Annotated in this window: 22 protein-coding genes and 3 pseudogenes; all 25 read right to left on the reverse strand. The window is 38.3% G+C overall.

Annotated elements, in window-relative coordinates:
• Positions 1–118: 118 nt before the first annotated feature.
• Positions 119–859, reverse strand: coding sequence for an MFS transporter (locus FC30_RS09750; protein WP_235804173.1), 741 nt, complete (start codon positions 857–859; stop codon positions 119–121).
• Positions 823–1,314, reverse strand: coding sequence for a hypothetical protein (locus FC30_RS09755; protein WP_235804174.1), 492 nt, complete (start codon positions 1,312–1,314; stop codon positions 823–825). Before FC30_RS09755 ends, FC30_RS09750 begins: the two co-directional genes overlap by 37 nt.
• A gap of 339 nt (positions 1,315–1,653) precedes the next feature.
• Positions 1,654–2,427, reverse strand: coding sequence for a protein-ADP-ribose hydrolase (locus FC30_RS04585; RefSeq protein WP_010689478.1), 774 nt, complete (start codon positions 2,425–2,427; stop codon positions 1,654–1,656).
• A 46-nt stretch (positions 2,428–2,473) separates the two neighbouring features.
• A complete protein-coding gene (locus FC30_RS04590; RefSeq protein WP_010689480.1) occupies positions 2,474–2,785 on the reverse strand; it encodes a DMT family transporter in 312 nt (103 codons plus the stop codon).
• A gap of 2 nt (positions 2,786–2,787) precedes the next feature.
• A complete protein-coding gene (locus FC30_RS04595; RefSeq protein ID WP_010689488.1) occupies positions 2,788–3,114 on the reverse strand; it encodes a DMT family transporter in 327 nt (108 codons plus the stop codon).
• Positions 3,115–3,327: 213 nt separating this feature from the next.
• The gene (locus FC30_RS04600) at positions 3,328–3,837 is read right to left on the reverse strand and encodes a DinB family protein (protein WP_010689489.1); all 510 of its coding nucleotides are present in this window, start codon (positions 3,835–3,837) and stop codon (positions 3,328–3,330) included.
• A 35-nt stretch (positions 3,838–3,872) separates the two neighbouring features.
• Positions 3,873–4,387, reverse strand: a pseudogene (locus FC30_RS04605) (ClbS/DfsB family four-helix bundle protein); the annotation flags it as partial.
• Between the two features lie 191 nt (positions 4,388–4,578).
• Positions 4,579–5,487 (reverse strand): annotated as a pseudogene (locus FC30_RS04610) (alpha/beta fold hydrolase).
• A 138-nt stretch (positions 5,488–5,625) separates the two neighbouring features.
• Positions 5,626–6,741, reverse strand: coding sequence for an MFS transporter (locus FC30_RS04615; RefSeq protein ID WP_010689498.1), 1,116 nt, complete (start codon positions 6,739–6,741; stop codon positions 5,626–5,628).
• A 145-nt stretch (positions 6,742–6,886) separates the two neighbouring features.
• A pseudogene (locus FC30_RS04620) lies at positions 6,887–7,747 on the reverse strand (helix-turn-helix domain-containing protein).
• A gap of 193 nt (positions 7,748–7,940) precedes the next feature.
• The gene (locus FC30_RS04625; protein WP_373878869.1) at positions 7,941–8,228 is read right to left on the reverse strand and encodes a DUF4160 domain-containing protein; all 288 of its coding nucleotides are present in this window, start codon (positions 8,226–8,228) and stop codon (positions 7,941–7,943) included.
• Positions 8,212–8,472: a hypothetical protein gene (locus FC30_RS04630; RefSeq protein WP_010689503.1), complete on the reverse strand. Its 261-nt coding sequence runs from the start codon at positions 8,470–8,472 to the stop codon at positions 8,212–8,214. The genes FC30_RS04625 and FC30_RS04630 overlap by 17 nt, the downstream gene beginning before the upstream one ends.
• A gap of 262 nt (positions 8,473–8,734) precedes the next feature.
• Complete coding sequence (gene msrB / locus FC30_RS04635) at positions 8,735–9,160, reverse strand: peptide-methionine (R)-S-oxide reductase MsrB (protein ID WP_010689504.1); 426 nt, start codon at positions 9,158–9,160, stop codon at positions 8,735–8,737.
• A gap of 14 nt (positions 9,161–9,174) precedes the next feature.
• Positions 9,175–10,164 carry a FecCD family ABC transporter permease gene (locus tag FC30_RS04640; protein WP_010689505.1) on the reverse strand — a complete coding sequence of 330 codons (990 nt, stop codon included), beginning with the start codon at positions 10,162–10,164 and terminating at the stop codon, positions 9,175–9,177.
• On the reverse strand, positions 10,157–11,158 hold the full coding sequence (locus FC30_RS04645; protein ID WP_010689506.1) for a FecCD family ABC transporter permease: 1,002 nt from the start codon (positions 11,156–11,158) through the stop codon (positions 10,157–10,159). Before FC30_RS04645 ends, FC30_RS04640 begins: the two co-directional genes overlap by 8 nt.
• Before the next feature lie 292 nt (positions 11,159–11,450).
• Entirely contained in the window at positions 11,451–11,684 is a 234-nt protein-coding gene (locus FC30_RS04650; protein WP_016174972.1) for a heavy-metal-associated domain-containing protein, read from the reverse strand.
• Between the two features lie 62 nt (positions 11,685–11,746).
• A complete protein-coding gene (locus tag FC30_RS04655) occupies positions 11,747–13,594 on the reverse strand; it encodes a heavy metal translocating P-type ATPase (protein ID WP_010689510.1) in 1,848 nt (615 codons plus the stop codon).
• A gap of 50 nt (positions 13,595–13,644) precedes the next feature.
• A complete protein-coding gene (locus tag FC30_RS04660) occupies positions 13,645–13,947 on the reverse strand; it encodes a hypothetical protein (protein ID WP_010689511.1) in 303 nt (100 codons plus the stop codon).
• Between the two features lie 185 nt (positions 13,948–14,132).
• A complete protein-coding gene (locus FC30_RS04665; RefSeq protein ID WP_010689512.1) occupies positions 14,133–14,882 on the reverse strand; it encodes a Crp/Fnr family transcriptional regulator in 750 nt (249 codons plus the stop codon).
• A 176-nt stretch (positions 14,883–15,058) separates the two neighbouring features.
• Positions 15,059–15,496: a DNA methyltransferase gene (locus FC30_RS04670; RefSeq protein WP_056938482.1), complete on the reverse strand. Its 438-nt coding sequence runs from the start codon at positions 15,494–15,496 to the stop codon at positions 15,059–15,061.
• A 411-nt stretch (positions 15,497–15,907) separates the two neighbouring features.
• On the reverse strand, positions 15,908–17,284 hold the full coding sequence (gene rlmD / locus FC30_RS04680) for a 23S rRNA (uracil(1939)-C(5))-methyltransferase RlmD (RefSeq protein WP_010689515.1): 1,377 nt from the start codon (positions 17,282–17,284) through the stop codon (positions 15,908–15,910).
• A complete protein-coding gene (locus tag FC30_RS04685; RefSeq protein WP_010689517.1) occupies positions 17,284–17,847 on the reverse strand; it encodes a hypothetical protein in 564 nt (187 codons plus the stop codon). Before FC30_RS04685 ends, rlmD begins: the two co-directional genes overlap by 1 nt.
• A gap of 84 nt (positions 17,848–17,931) precedes the next feature.
• A complete protein-coding gene (locus FC30_RS04690; protein ID WP_010689519.1) occupies positions 17,932–18,306 on the reverse strand; it encodes a pirin family protein in 375 nt (124 codons plus the stop codon).
• 8 nt (positions 18,307–18,314) lie between these two features.
• Positions 18,315–18,440: a hypothetical protein gene (locus FC30_RS09835; protein WP_258409071.1), complete on the reverse strand. Its 126-nt coding sequence runs from the start codon at positions 18,438–18,440 to the stop codon at positions 18,315–18,317.
• Between the two features lie 5 nt (positions 18,441–18,445).
• Positions 18,446–18,850 (reverse strand): MarR family winged helix-turn-helix transcriptional regulator, encoded by a 405-nt coding sequence (locus FC30_RS04695; RefSeq protein WP_010689523.1) that lies wholly within the window; start codon positions 18,848–18,850, stop codon positions 18,446–18,448.
• Positions 18,851–18,932 lie beyond the last annotated feature (82 nt).

Genomic DNA, 18,932 nt, shown 5'->3' on the forward strand with positions numbered 1-18,932 from the left:
CAAACTTTTAGATCACCTCTCTATACCTGTCATGTTCTGAATTGTAAATATACTCCACAACTCTATACAAAAAAATCATGGCAAGAGTGCCTGCCATGATCTTTGAGCAAGTATCTGATCACTTCTTGCGATAAGTTTCTGGCAATAAGATAATTGCCACCAGATATATCATTGACACAATAACATAGAAAATATTAGCGGATAGCAAGCCACCTGCACCCAAGATCATACTCCAAATGACATTTAAAATGGTATAAAAGCCATAGGTCAAAGCCCAGATCACCCCAAAGAGCAAGGTCGACTTTTGTGGATTCATATTTGGTAATTCATGTGGAATATTTAAATAGATCGGATATTGGGAGAATAAAAAGATCCCACTGATAAATAGTAGCGTATATGCCACTAATGGTGAGATACCCGCTAAAAAGATCGCACCGGCTATGGCTAAAATCGCTGCACTACCTAAAACTAATAAGATCGGCCGGCGTTTTCGTTCGACCTTGATCTTTAACATCAATAGCGTTCCGACCATACCACCACCGGAAACGGCACAGATCATCGTACCTGGTTTAAAATTACTATAAGCATTTACCAATGTTGGCGGTAAACTGGTCAAAGTCATTACGTATAAGAATAAGAAAGCTCCAAAACCCAAAGCAAATTTCCAAACAAATGGATCTTTGACTGCTTTTCCATAACTATAATCATTTTTAACTTCAGCCCCACCTGAGGTCTCAAAGTTTTGAGCTTTCAATAACCAAACGATAAAGAAGAAAATACTAAAGGTTGCTACACAACTCAGCGTCAAGCGCCAATTATGCGTCATCTTATCGGCAAAAAAGACAAATACGATCGCCATGATGAAGGCCCCGATATTGTAAGATGCGGTGATAAATGACGAATAAAAGATCTTTTGTCCCGCGAAACAAAACGGACCACGATCGGGTTCATGTAGACCATGATCATCGAACCACCAAGCGCCATGATCATCCGAGCAATAATGTAAAGCCAATAGTTAGGCATCCAGATCGCGATCATCGAAAATGATAATAAAAATAAGGTAAATTGACCGGCGCGCTTGATCCCGAGTTTCATCAAAAATAAAGTAGCTAAAAAATTAGCGACAACGCGCGCGATCGTGATCGTATAGTTGACAACTTGACTCAACACTGGTGAAACTTCATGTCCAAAATAAGTTTGAATGATCTGCGGTCCAAGATTGGAACCACCGACCCAACTAGCAGCAAATGTAACATATGCAGCAAATAGGGTGAAAAACATTAAAATACCCGTTTTTTGACTGACTTCTTTCATTTAAGATCCCCTACCATTCTTTAATTGACCGATGCAACTAACAACAAATAAGTCTGGGTGTCTACTTGGACTAGACCACCTCACCCTCGTTTATTTTGATAGCGCTATCATTTTCGAACGCTATAACAATAAAAAATTATATTTCAAGAAGCTTTTACTTATGATAAAACCACAATAAAGTGGACACTTCGCTATTTTCCACCCAAATCAACTTTTATTTGTACATCTTTATTCTATCTTTAAAGGTAGGTTTTCGTCTAGTAAAATACACCTTTAAATGTAACCGGATACAATTAGACCATTTTAAAAGACCAAGAACTACTCGGCCTTGTATACACATCACAATATTCTTTGGTATATCTCTAGATCTAGATCTTTAAAAACATTAAAAACTACCTGTAGTTGTGTCTCCGTTTGAACTAAGAAATCTTTGACCGTCTTAATTGCGATCTGAGCAGCACGCTCATTGGGAAAGCCAAATTCACCCGTAGAAATGCAACAAAAAGCTAAACTTTTTAAATCATTATCATGTGCCAGCTTTAAGCAATTATAATATGCTTGAGCTAACTGTTCTTCGTATTCTGGTGTCAAGATCTTATTTTTAACATACGGTCCCGCCACATGTAAGACGTACTTGCTAGGCAAATTATATGCCTTGGTCGGTAAGACTTGAGCGACTTTCACAAAGCGTCCGACGTTTTGCATGACTTGATAACATTCATTTCGCAGTTGGATCTCCGCAAAAGTATGGATCGCATTATCGATACAATTACAGTTTGGACGGTAACACCCCAGCATCATCCTATTCGCTGCATTGACGATCGCATCGACTTTAAGAGTCGTGATATCCCCCTGCCACAGATAGATATTGTCAGCGACCGGCGTTAGATCTTTGAGCGTCGTTATTTGCTTTTGCGCTAATACTTCAGTCAAGTATTCATCTTGGATCTGCTCAAATTCAGGTGTGATCGGGCGTGCTAAACGTGTATTGAATAACGCTCTTAGCATCTTTTCTTGGTCTGCTTGTGTCTTTGGGATCTTGAATTTGGCTGTGCGTGGATTTTCATTTAATAAGCTTTGGATCAGATACAGCCGACGTTTTGCTTGGTCCATAGTGATACCCCCATTTTTATCTATAGTATATATCACCTTTAGCCACTTAAAATATTTTCAAGCCGATAACGGCCACGATGATCAAACAAACACAGATCAGTTGTTTAGCATTTAATCTTTCGCCATAAACAAGGTTGCCTACTGCTAAAGCTCCGATACTACCAAACGAGACCCAAATACTGTAGGCTACACCAGCATCCAGCGTTTTCATCGCAAATGAAAGTCCCGTCAAACTTACCGTCGCAAAAAATAATGTTCCCACTGTCCAAAACAGCTGTTTAAAACCGCCAGCACGTTTCATACAAAAAACCAAACCGACTTCAGCTAACCCTGCGCCAATTAAATAGATAATGTCCATCGTTACTCATCCCCCAAATACTTTAAGCCGACCAAACCACTGATCATCAAGCAAACACAGATACCTTGGCCCAAACTCAATGCTTCACCTAAAAAGATCCAACCAAATAAGACCGAGCCAACTGCGCCGATCCCACAATAAGCCGAATAAGCGATCCCAGCCGGTAAATTTTTCATAGCTAGGGAGAATAAGTAAAAACTCAAAACAATAAAAATGATCGTGATGATCCCATAAGGCTGGACCGTAAAACTATCCGAGAGCTTCAGGGTCAACGCCCAAACGATCTCCAGCAGGCCACCTATGATCAACAGTAACCAATTCTTATTCAAATCAATTCATCCTTTCAAAAAAAGCATAGCTAGACAAGGATCTGCTCATCTAACTACACTTAGGGTGATGCTCCGATATAAAAGCATAATTATGCTATCAGAGTTATATTCAACTGTCAATTCAAAATTTATTTCAAATATTGTCGGAAAAAGTCCACTATCTTAGCCAATGGAAGGACTTTATCTTTGCCGCCATCACTGACACTCCATACCTTATTTACCTAAAACCAAACGTCTAGTATACACCGCTTGGCCTGAATGCATGCTAGCATCATCTAGCGTTGAGATGATCCGCACTGCTCGTGTAACTGAGGGCTCCCAACTTTCATCAATGATCTCATCTAATGTTGTTAGGTCTATTTTCGATAGGTAATCCCGTCCAAAAGCGACCGCTGCTTGGAAATAATCGACTAATAATTCTTTATCTTTCACTTGAACTTTACGTGCTTCAGCTGGTGTATGGATCCAATCCTGTGTGTCTAAAGGTAGATCTAGATCAAACTTTTGGGCCCATCCCTGACTAGTATAGAGCGGTTCTTTTCCAGCTAATTCCGACAATTGTTGATCGATCATCTTAGCTGTGTGCCAAGTCAACCATGTGACCGACTTTATCAGATCTGCTGGCATCGTGTTCAATTGTTCAATATTCATTTGGGCGATCGTCTCTAAAAAACGTTCTTCCGCCCGGTTAAGTGCATCAACTAACATCTCTACTGTTTGCATAATATTTCCTCACATTCTCAAATTTTTATCGCCTATAACATCAAAAGCTCCCATTTTCTGATCTTAGGTCTAAAAGTCGTAAAAGGCGCCACGGTATTCACATGAATAAACTTATAGACTTCCCAGACTGCTGTTTTGGTCGAATTATCCGCCCATTTTCGCATATGTGGTTCAAATACTTCAGTTTCTCTCATTTCATCAAGTATTTGATATATGTTTTGGATATTTTGGTCCAATCTTTTTTCAATTCCGCTAGTGATAATAGAGCATAGGTTGCAGAAAAATACTGGTAGAGTTCCCCCAATTGATTCCACTTATAGTTCTCAGTGGGTGTTTTTACTGACTTACCCTGTCTTTCATCCGCTTCCCACTGCAATAATAATGTCGTCCACCCTACTTGATAAGCTAGATTTTCAGTGGGCGTGCGATCCACATCATTACAGCGCTCATCTTTTAATGCCTAGGGGATCTCGGTAAATTCTGCGATATATTTAGCATATGCTTTTTGGATCTCTGCTTTTAGTTCGGCTTTATCACGATAACTTCTCATCGTTTGACCCCTTCCTTACTTTTTTCTTTTCTACCTTTTTTGTTTTTCGCCATTAGTATCTTTGAAAGTTTTAAAATCAACTAACATATCACCATTACCCTTTTAATTGTAACAATTATAACGTTTTTTATAAAAAATATACTCTTTTCACAGACAGATCATTCGTAGCCGTTTCACTGAGCTAACCGTAACTAGATCTTTTCATCCATCCAAGCGACTAGATCACGCATCACCTCAACTTTATTCAACTCATTTAAGATCTCATGTCTTGCCTCTGGATAAAGTTTTAAAGTCACATTGCTAAAACCTTCACGCTGTAAGAGTGCATAGAAACGCTCTACACACTTACTTGCTCCCCCAACCGGATCTGTGGCACCTGATATCAGTAACAATGGCAACGCATGGGGGATCTGCTTGATCTATTTAGAGCTGGCCGCATAGTTTGAAAAGGTAAATAATGAATGGTACATATTCAAAGTCGGTGTAAACTGATGATGCTCATGCGCTAAATATTTATCAACTTCAGCCTCATCGCGCGAAAGCCAATCAGCCTTGGTCCGATTAGGTGAAAAAAAGCGATTGAATAGCCCCGTACTCATCTGCTCTAGGAATTTACTGCGATATTTTTCACCATGGATAGCACGCAAGATCCTCGTCAGACCGATCGCAGTCCAAGTCTGTACTCGGGGTTGCTGTCCCGTTCCCATGATGATCGCCGCTTCAACATCTTGACCATACTTTGCCAGATATAGACGCGTGATAAAAGATCCCATCGAATGTCCCATGATGATATATGGAATATTGGGATATTTTTGCTTCACTTCAACCTGCAAAGTATGTACATCAGCCACTAAGGTCTGCCAGTCTTTAGGAAAGTGCCCATAATCATCCGGCTCTACCACTGTATTTCCATGCCCGACATGATCGTGACCCACGACCAAATAACCTGCTTGATTGGCAAAACGCGCAAACTCATCATAGCGCTCGATGTGTTCAATCATTCCATGAACGATCTGCAAAACCGCTTTGGGGCGTGGGATCGCCCACATGACTGCATGATTATTTCGTTCGCCAAACTTCCACTTCTTTACTTCTGTCATCAATCCCACCTGCTTATATGTTTTAGCTAAAATATCTATACTAAAAGCATAGCATAGAACCAACTAAAAATAGCAATGATCAGGGGCTAGTTTCTATAAAATAGCCACCCAAAATAACTATTTCGAGTGGCTAAACTATTATGCAAAATACTTTTTATATTTGAAGATCAACCCCGCCTCGATCAATAAGCTGATGGTAGCTAATAAGAATGAGACCGTGATCCCAAATTTTTGCGTGATAAAACTCATCACTAAAAGTAACATTCCAAACCTTATCACTGAAATTATCTCAAAAACTGATCTGATATTTACCATCTGTTTTTCAGGAATATTTTCTTGTAATATAGTTATTTCTGGAATTTCTTTTAATTGAGATACTATCCCGATCAAAACTGAACAAGTCAAAAAGACCATCGAATTAGGAATAATTAAGATCACTAAAATCAACGAAGCGGTCAAAACGAGCGAGGTCATCATACTGTAAACTTTACGTTCGAGCAATTTCTCGGAGATCTTAAATACTAATAACCCACCTAAAGTGATCCCCACTGAGTAAGTCATATTAGCATAGCCCCAATATCTAGTACTCTCATGTAATCGTTCTGAAACAAAGACTAAAATGATCGTTGAGACCCAGATCAAATTAGCAAACTCTTCAAAAAACTCGATCCCGACTAAGGTATATAATATTGGATTTTTTAAAAGTAGTTTCCAGCCCTTCAACAACGTTTGGCGATCAGTTTCATTCTTTAACTCATCAAAGGCCACCCGTGGCAATAAACTTGTCATCCAAGTAGCTATTCCAAATAAAGTGATCGTGATCAGCAATGAACGATATAATCCAAGGATCGAGAAAAGAACACCACCATAAACCCAACCTAGGATATCGATCGTTTGAAAACAAACCGATGAAATGGCATTTGCTTTGATCAAGTCAGTCGTGTAATGAACTATCATCGCAGCAGTGACCGGACCTTCAAAGCCATCTAGTAGTGTGATCAATATCATCAAAACACAGACTCCTAACAGCGATAACCTTGGCCATAGATATAAGGCTACAGTCAAGATCAACAACAATCCCGTTTTACTAGCTTGTGAAAATAACATGATCTTATTCAATGCAAATCTTTTACTTACTAATGGTACGAGTAAAGTCGAGATAAACGATGTTCCACTCATCAAAAGTGGAATGATCGAACTAGAGACCACTGACTTTGAGGTAAGATAAATATTAGCAATGATCAAGACTTCCAACGAGTAATCGGCTAGATTCGCTACGATCTGTGAAGCGATCAGTCACCTAAATTCTTTAGTCATAATAATTCTTCCAATAAATTTTTATGACTTTATCTTATCCGCATTTCAGATATATTTTAAAAAATTCCCCTATCTGCAATTTTTATTCAGTCGCTAAGATCTTTTCGAGATGCTGCTCATATTTTTGGGCTAAATGATCACTTGCAACTAACCGCATTGCGCCGATGCACTTATGTATCTCAAGGATCGCACGATAATTTTTCGTCTTTTGATATTGATATAGATTTTTACAATATTGAAAAACCAGCCGCTCATAGATCTCAGTTTCCGTAAAGAAGCAATGATTCAGCTACCTTTCAAAATACACTGCATCGACCATTTCATGTCTTTCGATGCAAGTCAGATACCCCTTTAAAAGCATCTTTGAGATCAAGCGCCGATTCTCGGGCAACTCGGCATAAAAGCTCGTCTTTTTTACCATTTCACGCGCTAAGACCATTACACTTTGATGATCAAAGACTTCCATTGTATTCATGAAGAGCAACAATTCATAGTGACCCCAATCTTCAACACTAAACAGGTAATCAGTCAGATATTTCACTTCTTGCTTCGAACAGTAAGTGACCTCCGTCAATTCCTGCAATTTAAGCTTGAGTAAAGTCAGTTCCAATTGCCAAAGTTTAGTGTGCTTTGTCTTGTCTTCTAACATCGAAACTAAGAGACGCTTTAGAGCTGTGACATCATTTACCAAGACATATTTATTGATCTTTGCCAATAACTCACTTAGCTCATCTTGCTGAAATTCATGCGCCACATACATAAACTCAGTGATCGGTAAGTTGATCTCATCCAGTGCCAACATGAATTTTGTGATCGTAAGGTCGGTCTCCCCATGTTCAAACCGTGATAATTGTAAGATCGAAACGCCCGCTGTGGCTAGATCTTTTAGCTTTAATCCCCGTGCTTTACGAAACCTTTGAAAAACTTCCCCCAATTGTTGCATCCTTTTCCCCCTTTGCATATCTGAGAAATTTTTTCAACAATAACACACTCTTTTTCAAAATAAAAGCACGAGTTTTTTAGCTTAAATCAGCTATAACTCGCGCTGCATCAATGATTTTTCATTAACTACTATCTATTAATTATAGATATCAATGCAAAATAAAAAGGATGCCTCGTCGCATCCTCAAAAAATATTATTTATAGTATCTTATTTCTTCTTCCACAAAAAAATCTTTCCATGCTTTCAAAATATCTTCAATATTTCCCTGAATAAATTCAGAAATTCTTTTTAGATCCTTCTTTGGAATATCAGCATGATTATTGGCTAACTTACAACTACCATCTTCTAATATCCAAAACTTAGCTGAAACCCTACTAGGTCTCTTAACAGCTACATGAATATGCACTGGTTCACTACCCTCATTAGACCAAAAGAATAATATATAACTACCGAATATCAATACATTAGGCAAGTGGAACACCACCAATTTTAGCATACTTAGTAATTAAGTTTGCATTATTGTTAAGTATTCTTTCGTTATTCTTTTTCTCAGCTTCTGTGAACCCCTCACTGTAAAGGTTGTTTTTACTTGGCAAAACATATCTTGCTTCCTTAAATCCCCAGTCACAAGGTTGCTCAAAGTGTACAAGTATTGTGCCATCTTCCATTTCCTGTGAATGAGTTACGATCAACGTACCTGGAAACTCAGCGTATGGATATAACATTTCTAGCACCTCCAAAATATTATTTTTAAAAATCTTCCTGGATCCCACAGAAAGTCCTTTCCGATTTTATGGGTAACTAGCCTACTACTCTAAAATAAATCACCCGTAAAGGTGAAATTTCTTGATCAATATTTCAAACGTAATTATATCATCCCATTTAACCGCATTCAATGTAAAGGCCGACTTACTCTAATCAATATTTCATGCTGACCTGAATGCGAATGTAAAATAAAAAGGATGCCTCGTCGCATCCCCTTCATCGTTATAATTGATCTAAATATTGCCCATAGCCTTCTTTTTCCATTTCAGTATACGGGATAAAACGCAAAGCGGCTGAATTGATACAATAACGCAAACCACCTTGAGCTTTTGGTCCATCATTAAAAACATGACCTAAGTGAGAATCAGCTTGGCTGCTCTTGACTTCGGTCCGGTGCATAAAGTGCGAATAGTCAGCTTTAGTCGTCAAATTTTTTTGTTCGATCGGACGCGTAAAAGCAGGCCAACCACATCCAGAATCGTATTTATCTCTGGAAGAAAACAAGGGTTGTCCGCTCACGACGTCAACATAGATCCCTTTTTCAAAAAAATCATCATATTTGCCAGTAAATGCTCGTTCAGTCGCAGCATTTTGGGTCACTTCATAAGCAAGGTCCCCAATTTTTTGGCGAAGTTCAGCTTTATCCATAAGAAACCACCTCTCTAACGTTGGGCTTTTTTCATCAAGAAAAGAAAATACGGAGCACCGATAACTGAGACCACGATCCCTGTCGGCAAAGTATTTCCGATCAAAAATGTCCGTGTCAGCGTATCAGCCACTAAAAGTATCAATGCTCCCAACAGCATAGTTGCTGGGATCCGAACCCGATGCCCCGCCGGTACGAATAGCTGACTCATATGGCCCGCTAAAAGTCCAATAAACACAATATTTCCTGCTATGATCACAGTTAATGATACCAATAAACTAGTTAAAATCAAAAGATCCCGCCTAGCTTTACGTAGATCTAAGCCTAAAGCCAGACTCGACTCTTCAGCTAACGTCAACAGGTCAAAGATCCGACTGCGATAATAAATTAGTCCCCACAAGATCAATAATAAGGGGGCCACTAAGCTCAAACTTGTCCAATTATCGCCCATGATCTTACCCGATAACCAATCGAGCATATAGGTCAACTTAGCTTGTTCAACGTGACCGACCACAGGCAAGATACTAGTCGATAAGATTGCAGAAAGCGTCACGCCTGTAATAATAAATTTGATCGGGTCAAGTGTACTTTGCTGCTTCTTGGCCAAATGGTAGATCAGCCCGCTAACAAGTAAGCCACCAATGACTGCAAATAGCGGTAAGACCTGCGACATATAGGATCCTTGGGGTAAATACCGCAAAGCAAAAGCGATCAGCAGACCTGCACCCGCGTTGATCCCTAATGTTCCCGAATCAGCCAGTGGGTTTTGCGTTAACGTCTGGAGTAATAAACCGCTCAAACCAAGTGAGGCCCCTGCTAGCAGACATGCTAAAATACGTGGCATTCGCAATTCAAAGAGGACGAAATTTTGCGCTGGAGTCGCTTGTCCTGTCATAACATCCCAAAGTTCAACGAGATCAAGCTTAGCATTTCCCAGTGCCAACGCCAACACGACACTAACTATGAATAGACTCCCAGTAATGAGGAAAAATCTCTTTTTAGTCATAAAATTCCCCCTTGTGGATCATCCATAGAAAATACGGTAAACAAGTCACACTGACAACTGAGATCAATGGCGTCTCATATGGTGGCGCGATGAAGCGACTGAGTAGATCCGCCCAGATCATAAAAGTTGCTCCTAATAAAGCCGTTAGCGGTAAGATCTTTTGATAGACTGGACCTGTCCACTGTTTGACAACATGCGGAATGATCAATCCCACTAAAAATAAACTTCCAACTAAGGCAACAGCGGCGCCAGATAAGATCAAGACTAGACCTAGGAAAAATACCATAAAGCGCGTTGTTTTTTGACCTAAGGCGACCGAAAAAGTCTGTCCTAGGCTAAGGATCGTTAACTGTTTAGCCCCGATAAAGGCTAACAGCAATCCCACCAAAATAAACGGTGCGATAACCTTTAACATCGCCCAATTGACGCCCACTAAGCCCCCAGCTTGCCAACCGATGATCGTCGGGGAAAGTTTAAAATATGTGACTAGTCCCTGTCCTAAAGCGGTGAACAAAGCCGAGACCATCGCACCAGCTAACAAAAGATACAGCGCTGAAAATCCGATCCGGGCTTGATACGATAAGACTAACACTAAAAACGCAGCAACGGTTGCCCCGAGTAGACAAAGTAACAAGATCATACTGTAATGTAAACTCTTAAAAAATAGATAGCCCAATGCTAAGGCCAATCCCGCTCCAGCATTGATCCCTAAAAGCCCTGGATCAGCGATCGCATTTCGCATCAAACCTTGCATGATCGCACCCGCCGTGGCCATGGCAGCTCCAACTAACCCAGCTGCTAAAACGCGGGGCAAACGCAGATCGATCAAAATATCTTGCGTGGCCGTTTCTTTAAACGGATGTAACAATGTCGTCAGCAGTTCTTGTTGACTGTACGAAATAGCGCCAAAGCGTAGACCACAGTAAAGTCCCAGTAAGAAAAGCAGTGAAATAATAATGAGATAAACCGCAAACTTTTTGTTGCTAAAAGACATCTTATTCCCCTATTCCATTGCTTTTAATCCATTTTCGATCGTCTTTAATTCATACTCCAAACTCAATGGATCAATGTAATCAAACATATTCAACTTGTTACATTTGAATATATTTGAGAAAGAATTATATAGTTTTTCCTTTCTTAATTTTATTTACTACCGTCAACATTAGTATTCCCATATCCTAACAAGAGGGTAATGGAACTAAGTATTAAAGTACATTATCAACAAAATTATAAAGATGATCCTTCAACGACTTCTACTATTATACAGACTTAACTGATTCGCCACTTTAAATTTTTTTTACTTGGGATTTCAGTACTTCATATCCTAATTTATCAATAGAATTTTCGATATCTTTTATCGATACTTTTTCATCGTCAAATTCCGCTCTTACCTTGCTTGAATTAAATAGTACCTTTACACTCTCTTTATTTACCCCTTCTAAGGATTTCACACCGTTTTCTATTTTTTGCATACAAGATGGACAAGTTAATGTTTCTAATTGAATCGTTGCTTTTTGCATATTTCATTTCTCCTTTGATATATTTATCTATTTTAAATTGATTTAGATTAAAAATTTTATTTTCATAATTTATAGCGAAGAAGTCTCATAGCATTTAGAATTACTACTAATATACTCGCTTCGTGTACTAACATACCGATTGACATATTCATCCATTCACTAAAGAATACGCTGGCAAGCAGGACTAATACAACTCCTACTGCAATAATTATATTTTGAAGCATATTATTAGCTGTTGCTTTTGTTAAACCTAGTGCATATGGCAAGCGGCTGAAATCAGAGTTCATTAAAACAACATCTGAAGTTTCAATGGCTACATCTGTTCCACTTCCCATAGCAATTCCTATTTGTGCTAGAGCTAGTGAAGGACTATCATTTACTCCGTCCCCAACAAATGCAACAATTTGACCTCTTTCTTGCAGTGCTTTAATATATGCTGATTTATCTTCCGGCAACATGTGCCCGTGGGCTTCGGTGAGTCCAAGTTCACGCGCCACCAAATCCACGGTTCCTTGATTATCACCTGAAAGAACGACTAGATTTTTAACACCAAGTTTTTTCAGCTGTTGAAGATCTTCTTTGACACCAGGACGAATTTGATCACGAATTCCTATCAATACCTTTAATTCACCATCAACGGATGTTAGAACCAGTGAATTTCCATTCTCCTCGAATCTGGCAATATCTCCTCGAACTTTTTTACTTAAAAGAACATTTTCTTGTTCCATCAATGCGACATTCCCGACCGCAACTCTATGACCTTCTACATGAGCTACAATTCCTCCGCCTTTGACAACCACCGTTTTTTCAACGGTATATGATTTTGTATCTCCAATATATTCCACAACCGCTTTTGCTAATGGATGATCGGATTCCTTTTCAACACTTGACAGATAAGCTAATACTTCGTCTACATTATCTGCATAAATTTCTTTATCCGCTACTTTAGGATTTCCTATTGTTAATGTTCCAGTTTTGTCAAATACCATGGTGTCTAGTCTGCTAAAATCACTAATTACCTCGCTGCCTTTTAGAAGAACACTATGACGTGCTCCATTACCAATACCTGCAACATTTGAAACAGGGACACCGATTACCAATGCTCCTGGGCATCCTAAAACTAATATCGTGATTGCAAGTTCAATATCCCTTGAAATGAGCCCTACAATAAAAGAGAGACCTAAAACAGCAGGGGTATAATATTTAGAGAATCTATCAATAAAGCGTTCTGCCTCTGATTTTGAATCCTGTGCTTCTTCCACTAACTCAATGATTTTACCAAAAGTAGTGTCTTCACCTACACGGTCAGCTGTGATTTGCAGTGTGCCATTTTCTAAAATTGTTCCAGCATATACTCCTGAATCTTTCTTTTTGCTTACTGGAACTGCTTCACCTGTAATACTTGCTTCATTAATGTGCCCTTCTCCTGTCAACACTGTACCATCAACTGGAATTTTTGCACCTGTTTTAACAAGTAAAATATCACCGACATCAACCTCTTCTATTTCGACTTCTTCAAACTCACCATTTTTCAGTTGCTTTAAAGCAACTTCTGGCGCCATTTCAGTTAATTCTTTTATTGCAGAACGTGTTTTATTAAGTGTCCTTTGTTCTAAATAAGCTCCAAATAGAAATAAGAACGTAACGATTGCCGATTCTTCATAGTTCTTGATTATAAAAGCTCCGATAACTGCAATAGTAACTAAAACATCGATACTGACAACTTTGACCTTCAATGCTTGATACGCTTGGATAGCAATCGGTATAACTCCTAAAACGGAGGCAATTATTAGTGACCATATGGCTATAGGTTCGTTTTTAAATCCTAATTTACTAACATATGCAATTATTATTAAAATTGCACTTACTATGGTAATATGATTCTTCTTTCCTAAAATGAATTTTTGCATATTCATGCTCCTTCATCTTATAATTTTTAGTAATCTAGTATTGATTTATTTTATGATCCATAGGCTCTATCTATTTCTGCCAACATGTTATATACTGCTTCATAGCTTTCACAAACATCATCTGGAACTGTATAATTATCTGTAATTTCACGCAACTTTACAAATTCATCTACTAAGTCAGGTTTTCCCGCTCCTGCATCTTCTACTTTTTTTACAAGCCTATCAAATACTTTACGCACTTGGTGAAATTCCGGGTGATTACCGCCATGAACTCGTGCTACAACTGGTACATATTGTGCCAATAGTTTTAAATGAGTTTCCTTTTCTTGATTAAATTTTACTTGTTTTGACATGTTTTTCCTTCTTTCTTTTATCTTTGACTTGATTACATCATACAAGCGATTAAAAGAAATTAAATTGACCTAAATCAAGTTTATGCATTTTTGCGTAAATATTTGCGTTTTTTGCCTAAAAATATAAAACAGTTGAAGTTTTGAAGTGACTCCAACTGTTTTATGTTTCATTTTATGACTATCATTTATACTAACAACAAACCATCTAAATCCAAAATCTCAATCTTTCTACTTGCTTTTTGTTTTATATAACCTTCATTCTCAAAATCAGCCAACTTTCTACTTACCGTTTCAGGTGTAGTTCCTAAGTAAGAAGCTAAATCCTTTCTATTCATTGGCAATTCAATTTCCATTGAACCCTCACCATCATCCATACATTCTGCAAGAAACAGCGCTAATCTAGCATCCACCTTTTCTGTAGTGAATCTGGTTGTTTGTTTTTCTAATGTTTCCAATCGGTTAGAAAGTTCTGATAAGAACTTCAAAGATATCGTAGGGTACTTTAATAAAAATTCTTGTAAATCATTTTTACTAATCATACACACATCGGTATTGCTCATTGCTTCTGCATACGCTTCATGGATCGATTCACGAAACAAAGCTAGTTCTCCAGTAAAATCTCCAGGATTTAAAATTCTCAATAATTGTTCTTTTCCAGACTCAGATAAACGATAGATTCTAATTTTACCCTTACTTACAACATATAAGGCATTGGATGTATCTCCCTCCCGATAAACCATTTGACCCTTTTTATATGAAATTGACTTCATCACTTTCATAATTTCATCCATCTGCTCTTCTTCTAAATGATTAAAGATTGGAACGACACTGATACATGAAGCTTGTGAATCTAATTTATCTCTGTGATGATGAGTGTGAGAGGAAGTATTACACCCATCTTTTCTTATATCTTGTTTGGAATCCTTTTTCGACATTTAGATACTCCTTTCATAACTTCTTGTAGCCTTGTTTATCTCTTCCAAATATTCATGTTTATATCTAACACGAGGAAATTTCCAAACATTTCCTGGTACTTTTTGTGTGTTATAAGGTTGGGGTGGATTTTTCCTATAATCAATTAACCCCCTTTTAGCTCCGGTTTTTGCTTCAACTAAATATCTTCATGATTAAAAGTATACTTTGTTTTATCGCTTTTTGCGGCCATCAATATTGGCTCATATAGGGAACCGTATTTCTTCTTAGATTGAACTCCAGAACTATCATATACCCATACAATATCATTAATTATCATGGATATATAAGGCATGTTCTGGGTCGAATTCATTAAATAGAATGTACCGTTATCCTTTAAAACTCTAAAGCATTCGTCGATCCATCTGTAACACCAATTTAGGTATTCGTTTTTATTTTCCCATGAATCGCTTTCATTACCAAAATCTTTCCCTAAATTATAAGGTGGATCAGCAAAAATCAAATCTACTGATTTATCCTTAATTGATTTTAATGTAGATATACAGTCATTGAATATGGTTAAAGAATCCTCAGATTCGACATATTCAAAATTAGTGTCATTAAATAGCCGTATCATTCATCGATCTCTTTTTAGTTGGTCTCAGAATAAGTGATTGATCTTCCCTATTCAGATATATATCGAAATGTGTCTCCCCTTTTTCTACATTCATATTTTGTAGAATTATTTTTGGCAAACGTATTCTCATATCTTGTTGCAAAACATATGTGTCTAAATAAACTAATTCGTTACCCATATTAGCCCCTCCAATCTTCCAGTCTGAATATAGGCTAAAAATAGTCTGAAGCCAATTACTTTTCATTATGCGTATTGTCAACTCACCAACTCAATAAATATATCGGCTGATGACTTTTCTAACTCACCACTCTTAGATATCTTCCCACAAAGCAAAAATCCGTGATTATCCTTCCGGCTTATAACCAGACCTCAAATCACGGAAAGCCTTTATTTACTTACCTTTTTACAGTCTTACTTATCAGCCCTTGACATCAATACAACCGTCTCAACATGTGCTGTTTGTGGGAACTGATCGACTGGCAAGATCGGTTGGGTCACATCATATCCAAGTTCCATGAAACTTTGCAGATCACGGACTAAAGTTGCTGGATTACAGCTGACATAAACGATCTTTTGTGGTTGCATCTTAGTGGCACTTTCGATCAAACTTTGCGTCAATCCTTTGCGTGGTGGATCGACCATGATCACATCTGGCTTGATCCCCTGTTCTTGCCAAGTTGCCATCCAGTCTTCGGCATTGCCCACTTCAAATTCCAAATTATTCAAGTTGTTTAACGCCGCATTTTTCTTGGCATCCGCGATCGCAGCTTCAACGATCTCGACCCCATACACTTTTTTAGCATGCTTTGCCATAGATAATGAGATCGTCCCAATACCACAGTAAGCATCAATAACGGTCTCATTTCCGGTCAAACCGGCACGCTTGATCGCCTCTTGATAAAGTTTTTCGGTCTGCGTTGGGTTGACTTGGTAAAATGATTTTGCTGAGATCTCAAATTTAAGTCCATTCAACTGATCTGTGATATATTCTTGACCAGCTAATACCTGGGTCTTGTCACCCAAAATCACATTGGTCTGTTTGGAATTGATATTTTGTTGCAAACTCACCACATCAGGACAAGCAGCCATGATCTCAGTCACGATCGCTTCTTTATTTGGTAGCTTATTGGTCCGCGTCACCAAAACGACCATCACTTCTTTAGAATAGTGTCCTCGCCGTACCATGATATGCCGTAAGATCCCGCTATGTGTAACTTCATCATAAGCTGTCACTTGATATTTTTGTAAGATCGCCAACACTTTTTGGATCACTTCATCGATCCGCTTATCTTGGATCAAGAAGTCTGTTAGTGGCAAGAAATTATGGCTACCACGCTTGAAAAAGCCAGCTGTCAATTTCCCATCAAGCTCACGGACTGGGACTTGTGCCTTGTTACGATAGGCATATGGTTCTGCCATCCCCAAAGTTTGTTCAACTGCTAGATCGGCTAGATGCGCCTTTTGCAATAGGTCACTAACTAATTTTTGTTTGAATTTCAACTGAGCTGGATAAGCCAGGTGTTGTAATGGTGCGATCCCTGTTTGTGAATAAGCTTTGCCTTTCCCCGTCACCCGATCAGGACTGGTCGTTAAGCGTTCGATAACTTTAGCATAACCAAAATTTTTACCGACCTTTAACACATGGAGTTTAACTTTTTCACCAGGTAAAGCATCATCACAAAAAAGTGAATATCCGTCAACTTTAGCGACACCCATTCCTTGATAAGTCAGATCCACGATCGTCGCTTCTACTTTTTGATTTTTAACTACAGGTAATTTCCGTTTCATTACTTATCCTCACTTGTTTTAGTTTTACTTGTTCTTTTAAAAGCTGTCCTTAAATTAGGAAATTTCTTTTCTAAAAAATATGTACAAGCTAAGTCCGACACAGCTGAAAGTTCCCATAAATACCAAGTACTGCCCGTGCTAAAATACTTAAAGATAAAGAGGTCACGTTCAACTTCTTCTTGCAATTTTTCTAAAATCATTTGAAAGCCGATCCCATGCTCAGCTACAGCTTCTAACATGATCCCCACTAAAAAGACCAAAAACCAGCCAATATTATATGCTTTTCCTTTTTTGAGCAACTTGATCGGACGTCCATGTTTGTCAAATCTAGTAGTTTCTTTGAGCTCTGCATCCCTTGTCTGATACCAACCTAAGCACACTGCAACTATGCATAAAGCACACATTATCCCTACATTTTTCCAATTCCAAGTAAAGTTAGCTAAAAACATCCAGAAAGCATAGAACGGTAACGTTACAGCCTCTAACCGACTTACCTTCTCAAACTTGAACGCTTTAGAGCACATATACCCGACTGCAAGCAGTAAAATCAAATAAAATTTCATCATCAAACTTCTTTCTTTATCATTATTATCTATTCTACCAAGTCCGGGAACACAAAAAAAGTGGCAAAGCGCCACCATTTTTTATTATTCAGCTACATACTCAAAACGCTTGATCCCACTAAATTTCCCCGCATAAGTCATTTTTGCTTGTAGATCTGTTAACAATAAGACTAAAGTTGTTCCCGGATACGCCTTGACCCGCTCTAATTCGACTGGGTCAGCGGTTACTGTTTCTCCCTTTGTCAGCTTTTGTCCGTTCACTTTGAGCTTACCTTCCATTACATATAGCCCGGGTCTATACCCCATTAGATTTGGTAAAGTTGTTTTAGTTTGCTTATCAAAATGAGCATTATAGAGATAAGTTGCTTCTCTGATCGTCAAAGGACTAGCCGTATTTTCTGGACCTGCTAACAAATTCCAAGCACCATAACGCGTGATCTTGCGGTCAAAAAATTGCACGTTGGGACTCAGATCTTGTTCACGTGGACGAATAAAATCTGTAACATCTCTACATCCTCATCTGGCGTGGATTCTTGATGCCAAAAGCTTTTATGTCCATTATTGACCGCTTGTTCTTTACGAAAGATCTGCATCTTTTTCATCCCCTCATAGCTAATTTTAACAGTTTTAAAAGTTGTTTTTGGTCGTTTGAATTTAATCCAGCTAATGCCTCAGCATGGGCAGCCTCTAATTTAGGTGTTACCATCGAATATAGCTTACTTCCACGTTCAGCTACAAATAGTTGTTTTGTCTTTCCAACTTGTTTTCGCGTTATCAGCTCTAATTTCTCCATCTTTGTGATGATTTGAGTGATATTTCCCTTAGTCACGATCAAAGTTGTCGCCAATTCTTTTTGTGTACAACCAGCATGATTATATAAATGATTCAAAATATCATATTGTGCGTTGGTTATCCCGGCTTGCTGTAAGACTTCTGCACTGTTTGCCAAAAGTTGCCGTTGTAACTGACTAATACGCATAAAGATCAAACTTTCTCGATTCATCTTGCCACTTCCTTACAATTCAATTAGTAAGTTTATATATAAACTATGATCTTGTCAAGTAAAAAAGAGTGGCGCACCACTC

It is taken from the genome of Ligilactobacillus animalis KCTC 3501 = DSM 20602 (assembly GCF_001434535.1).
GTDB classification, from domain to species: Bacteria; Bacillota; Bacilli; order Lactobacillales; family Lactobacillaceae; genus Ligilactobacillus; species Ligilactobacillus animalis.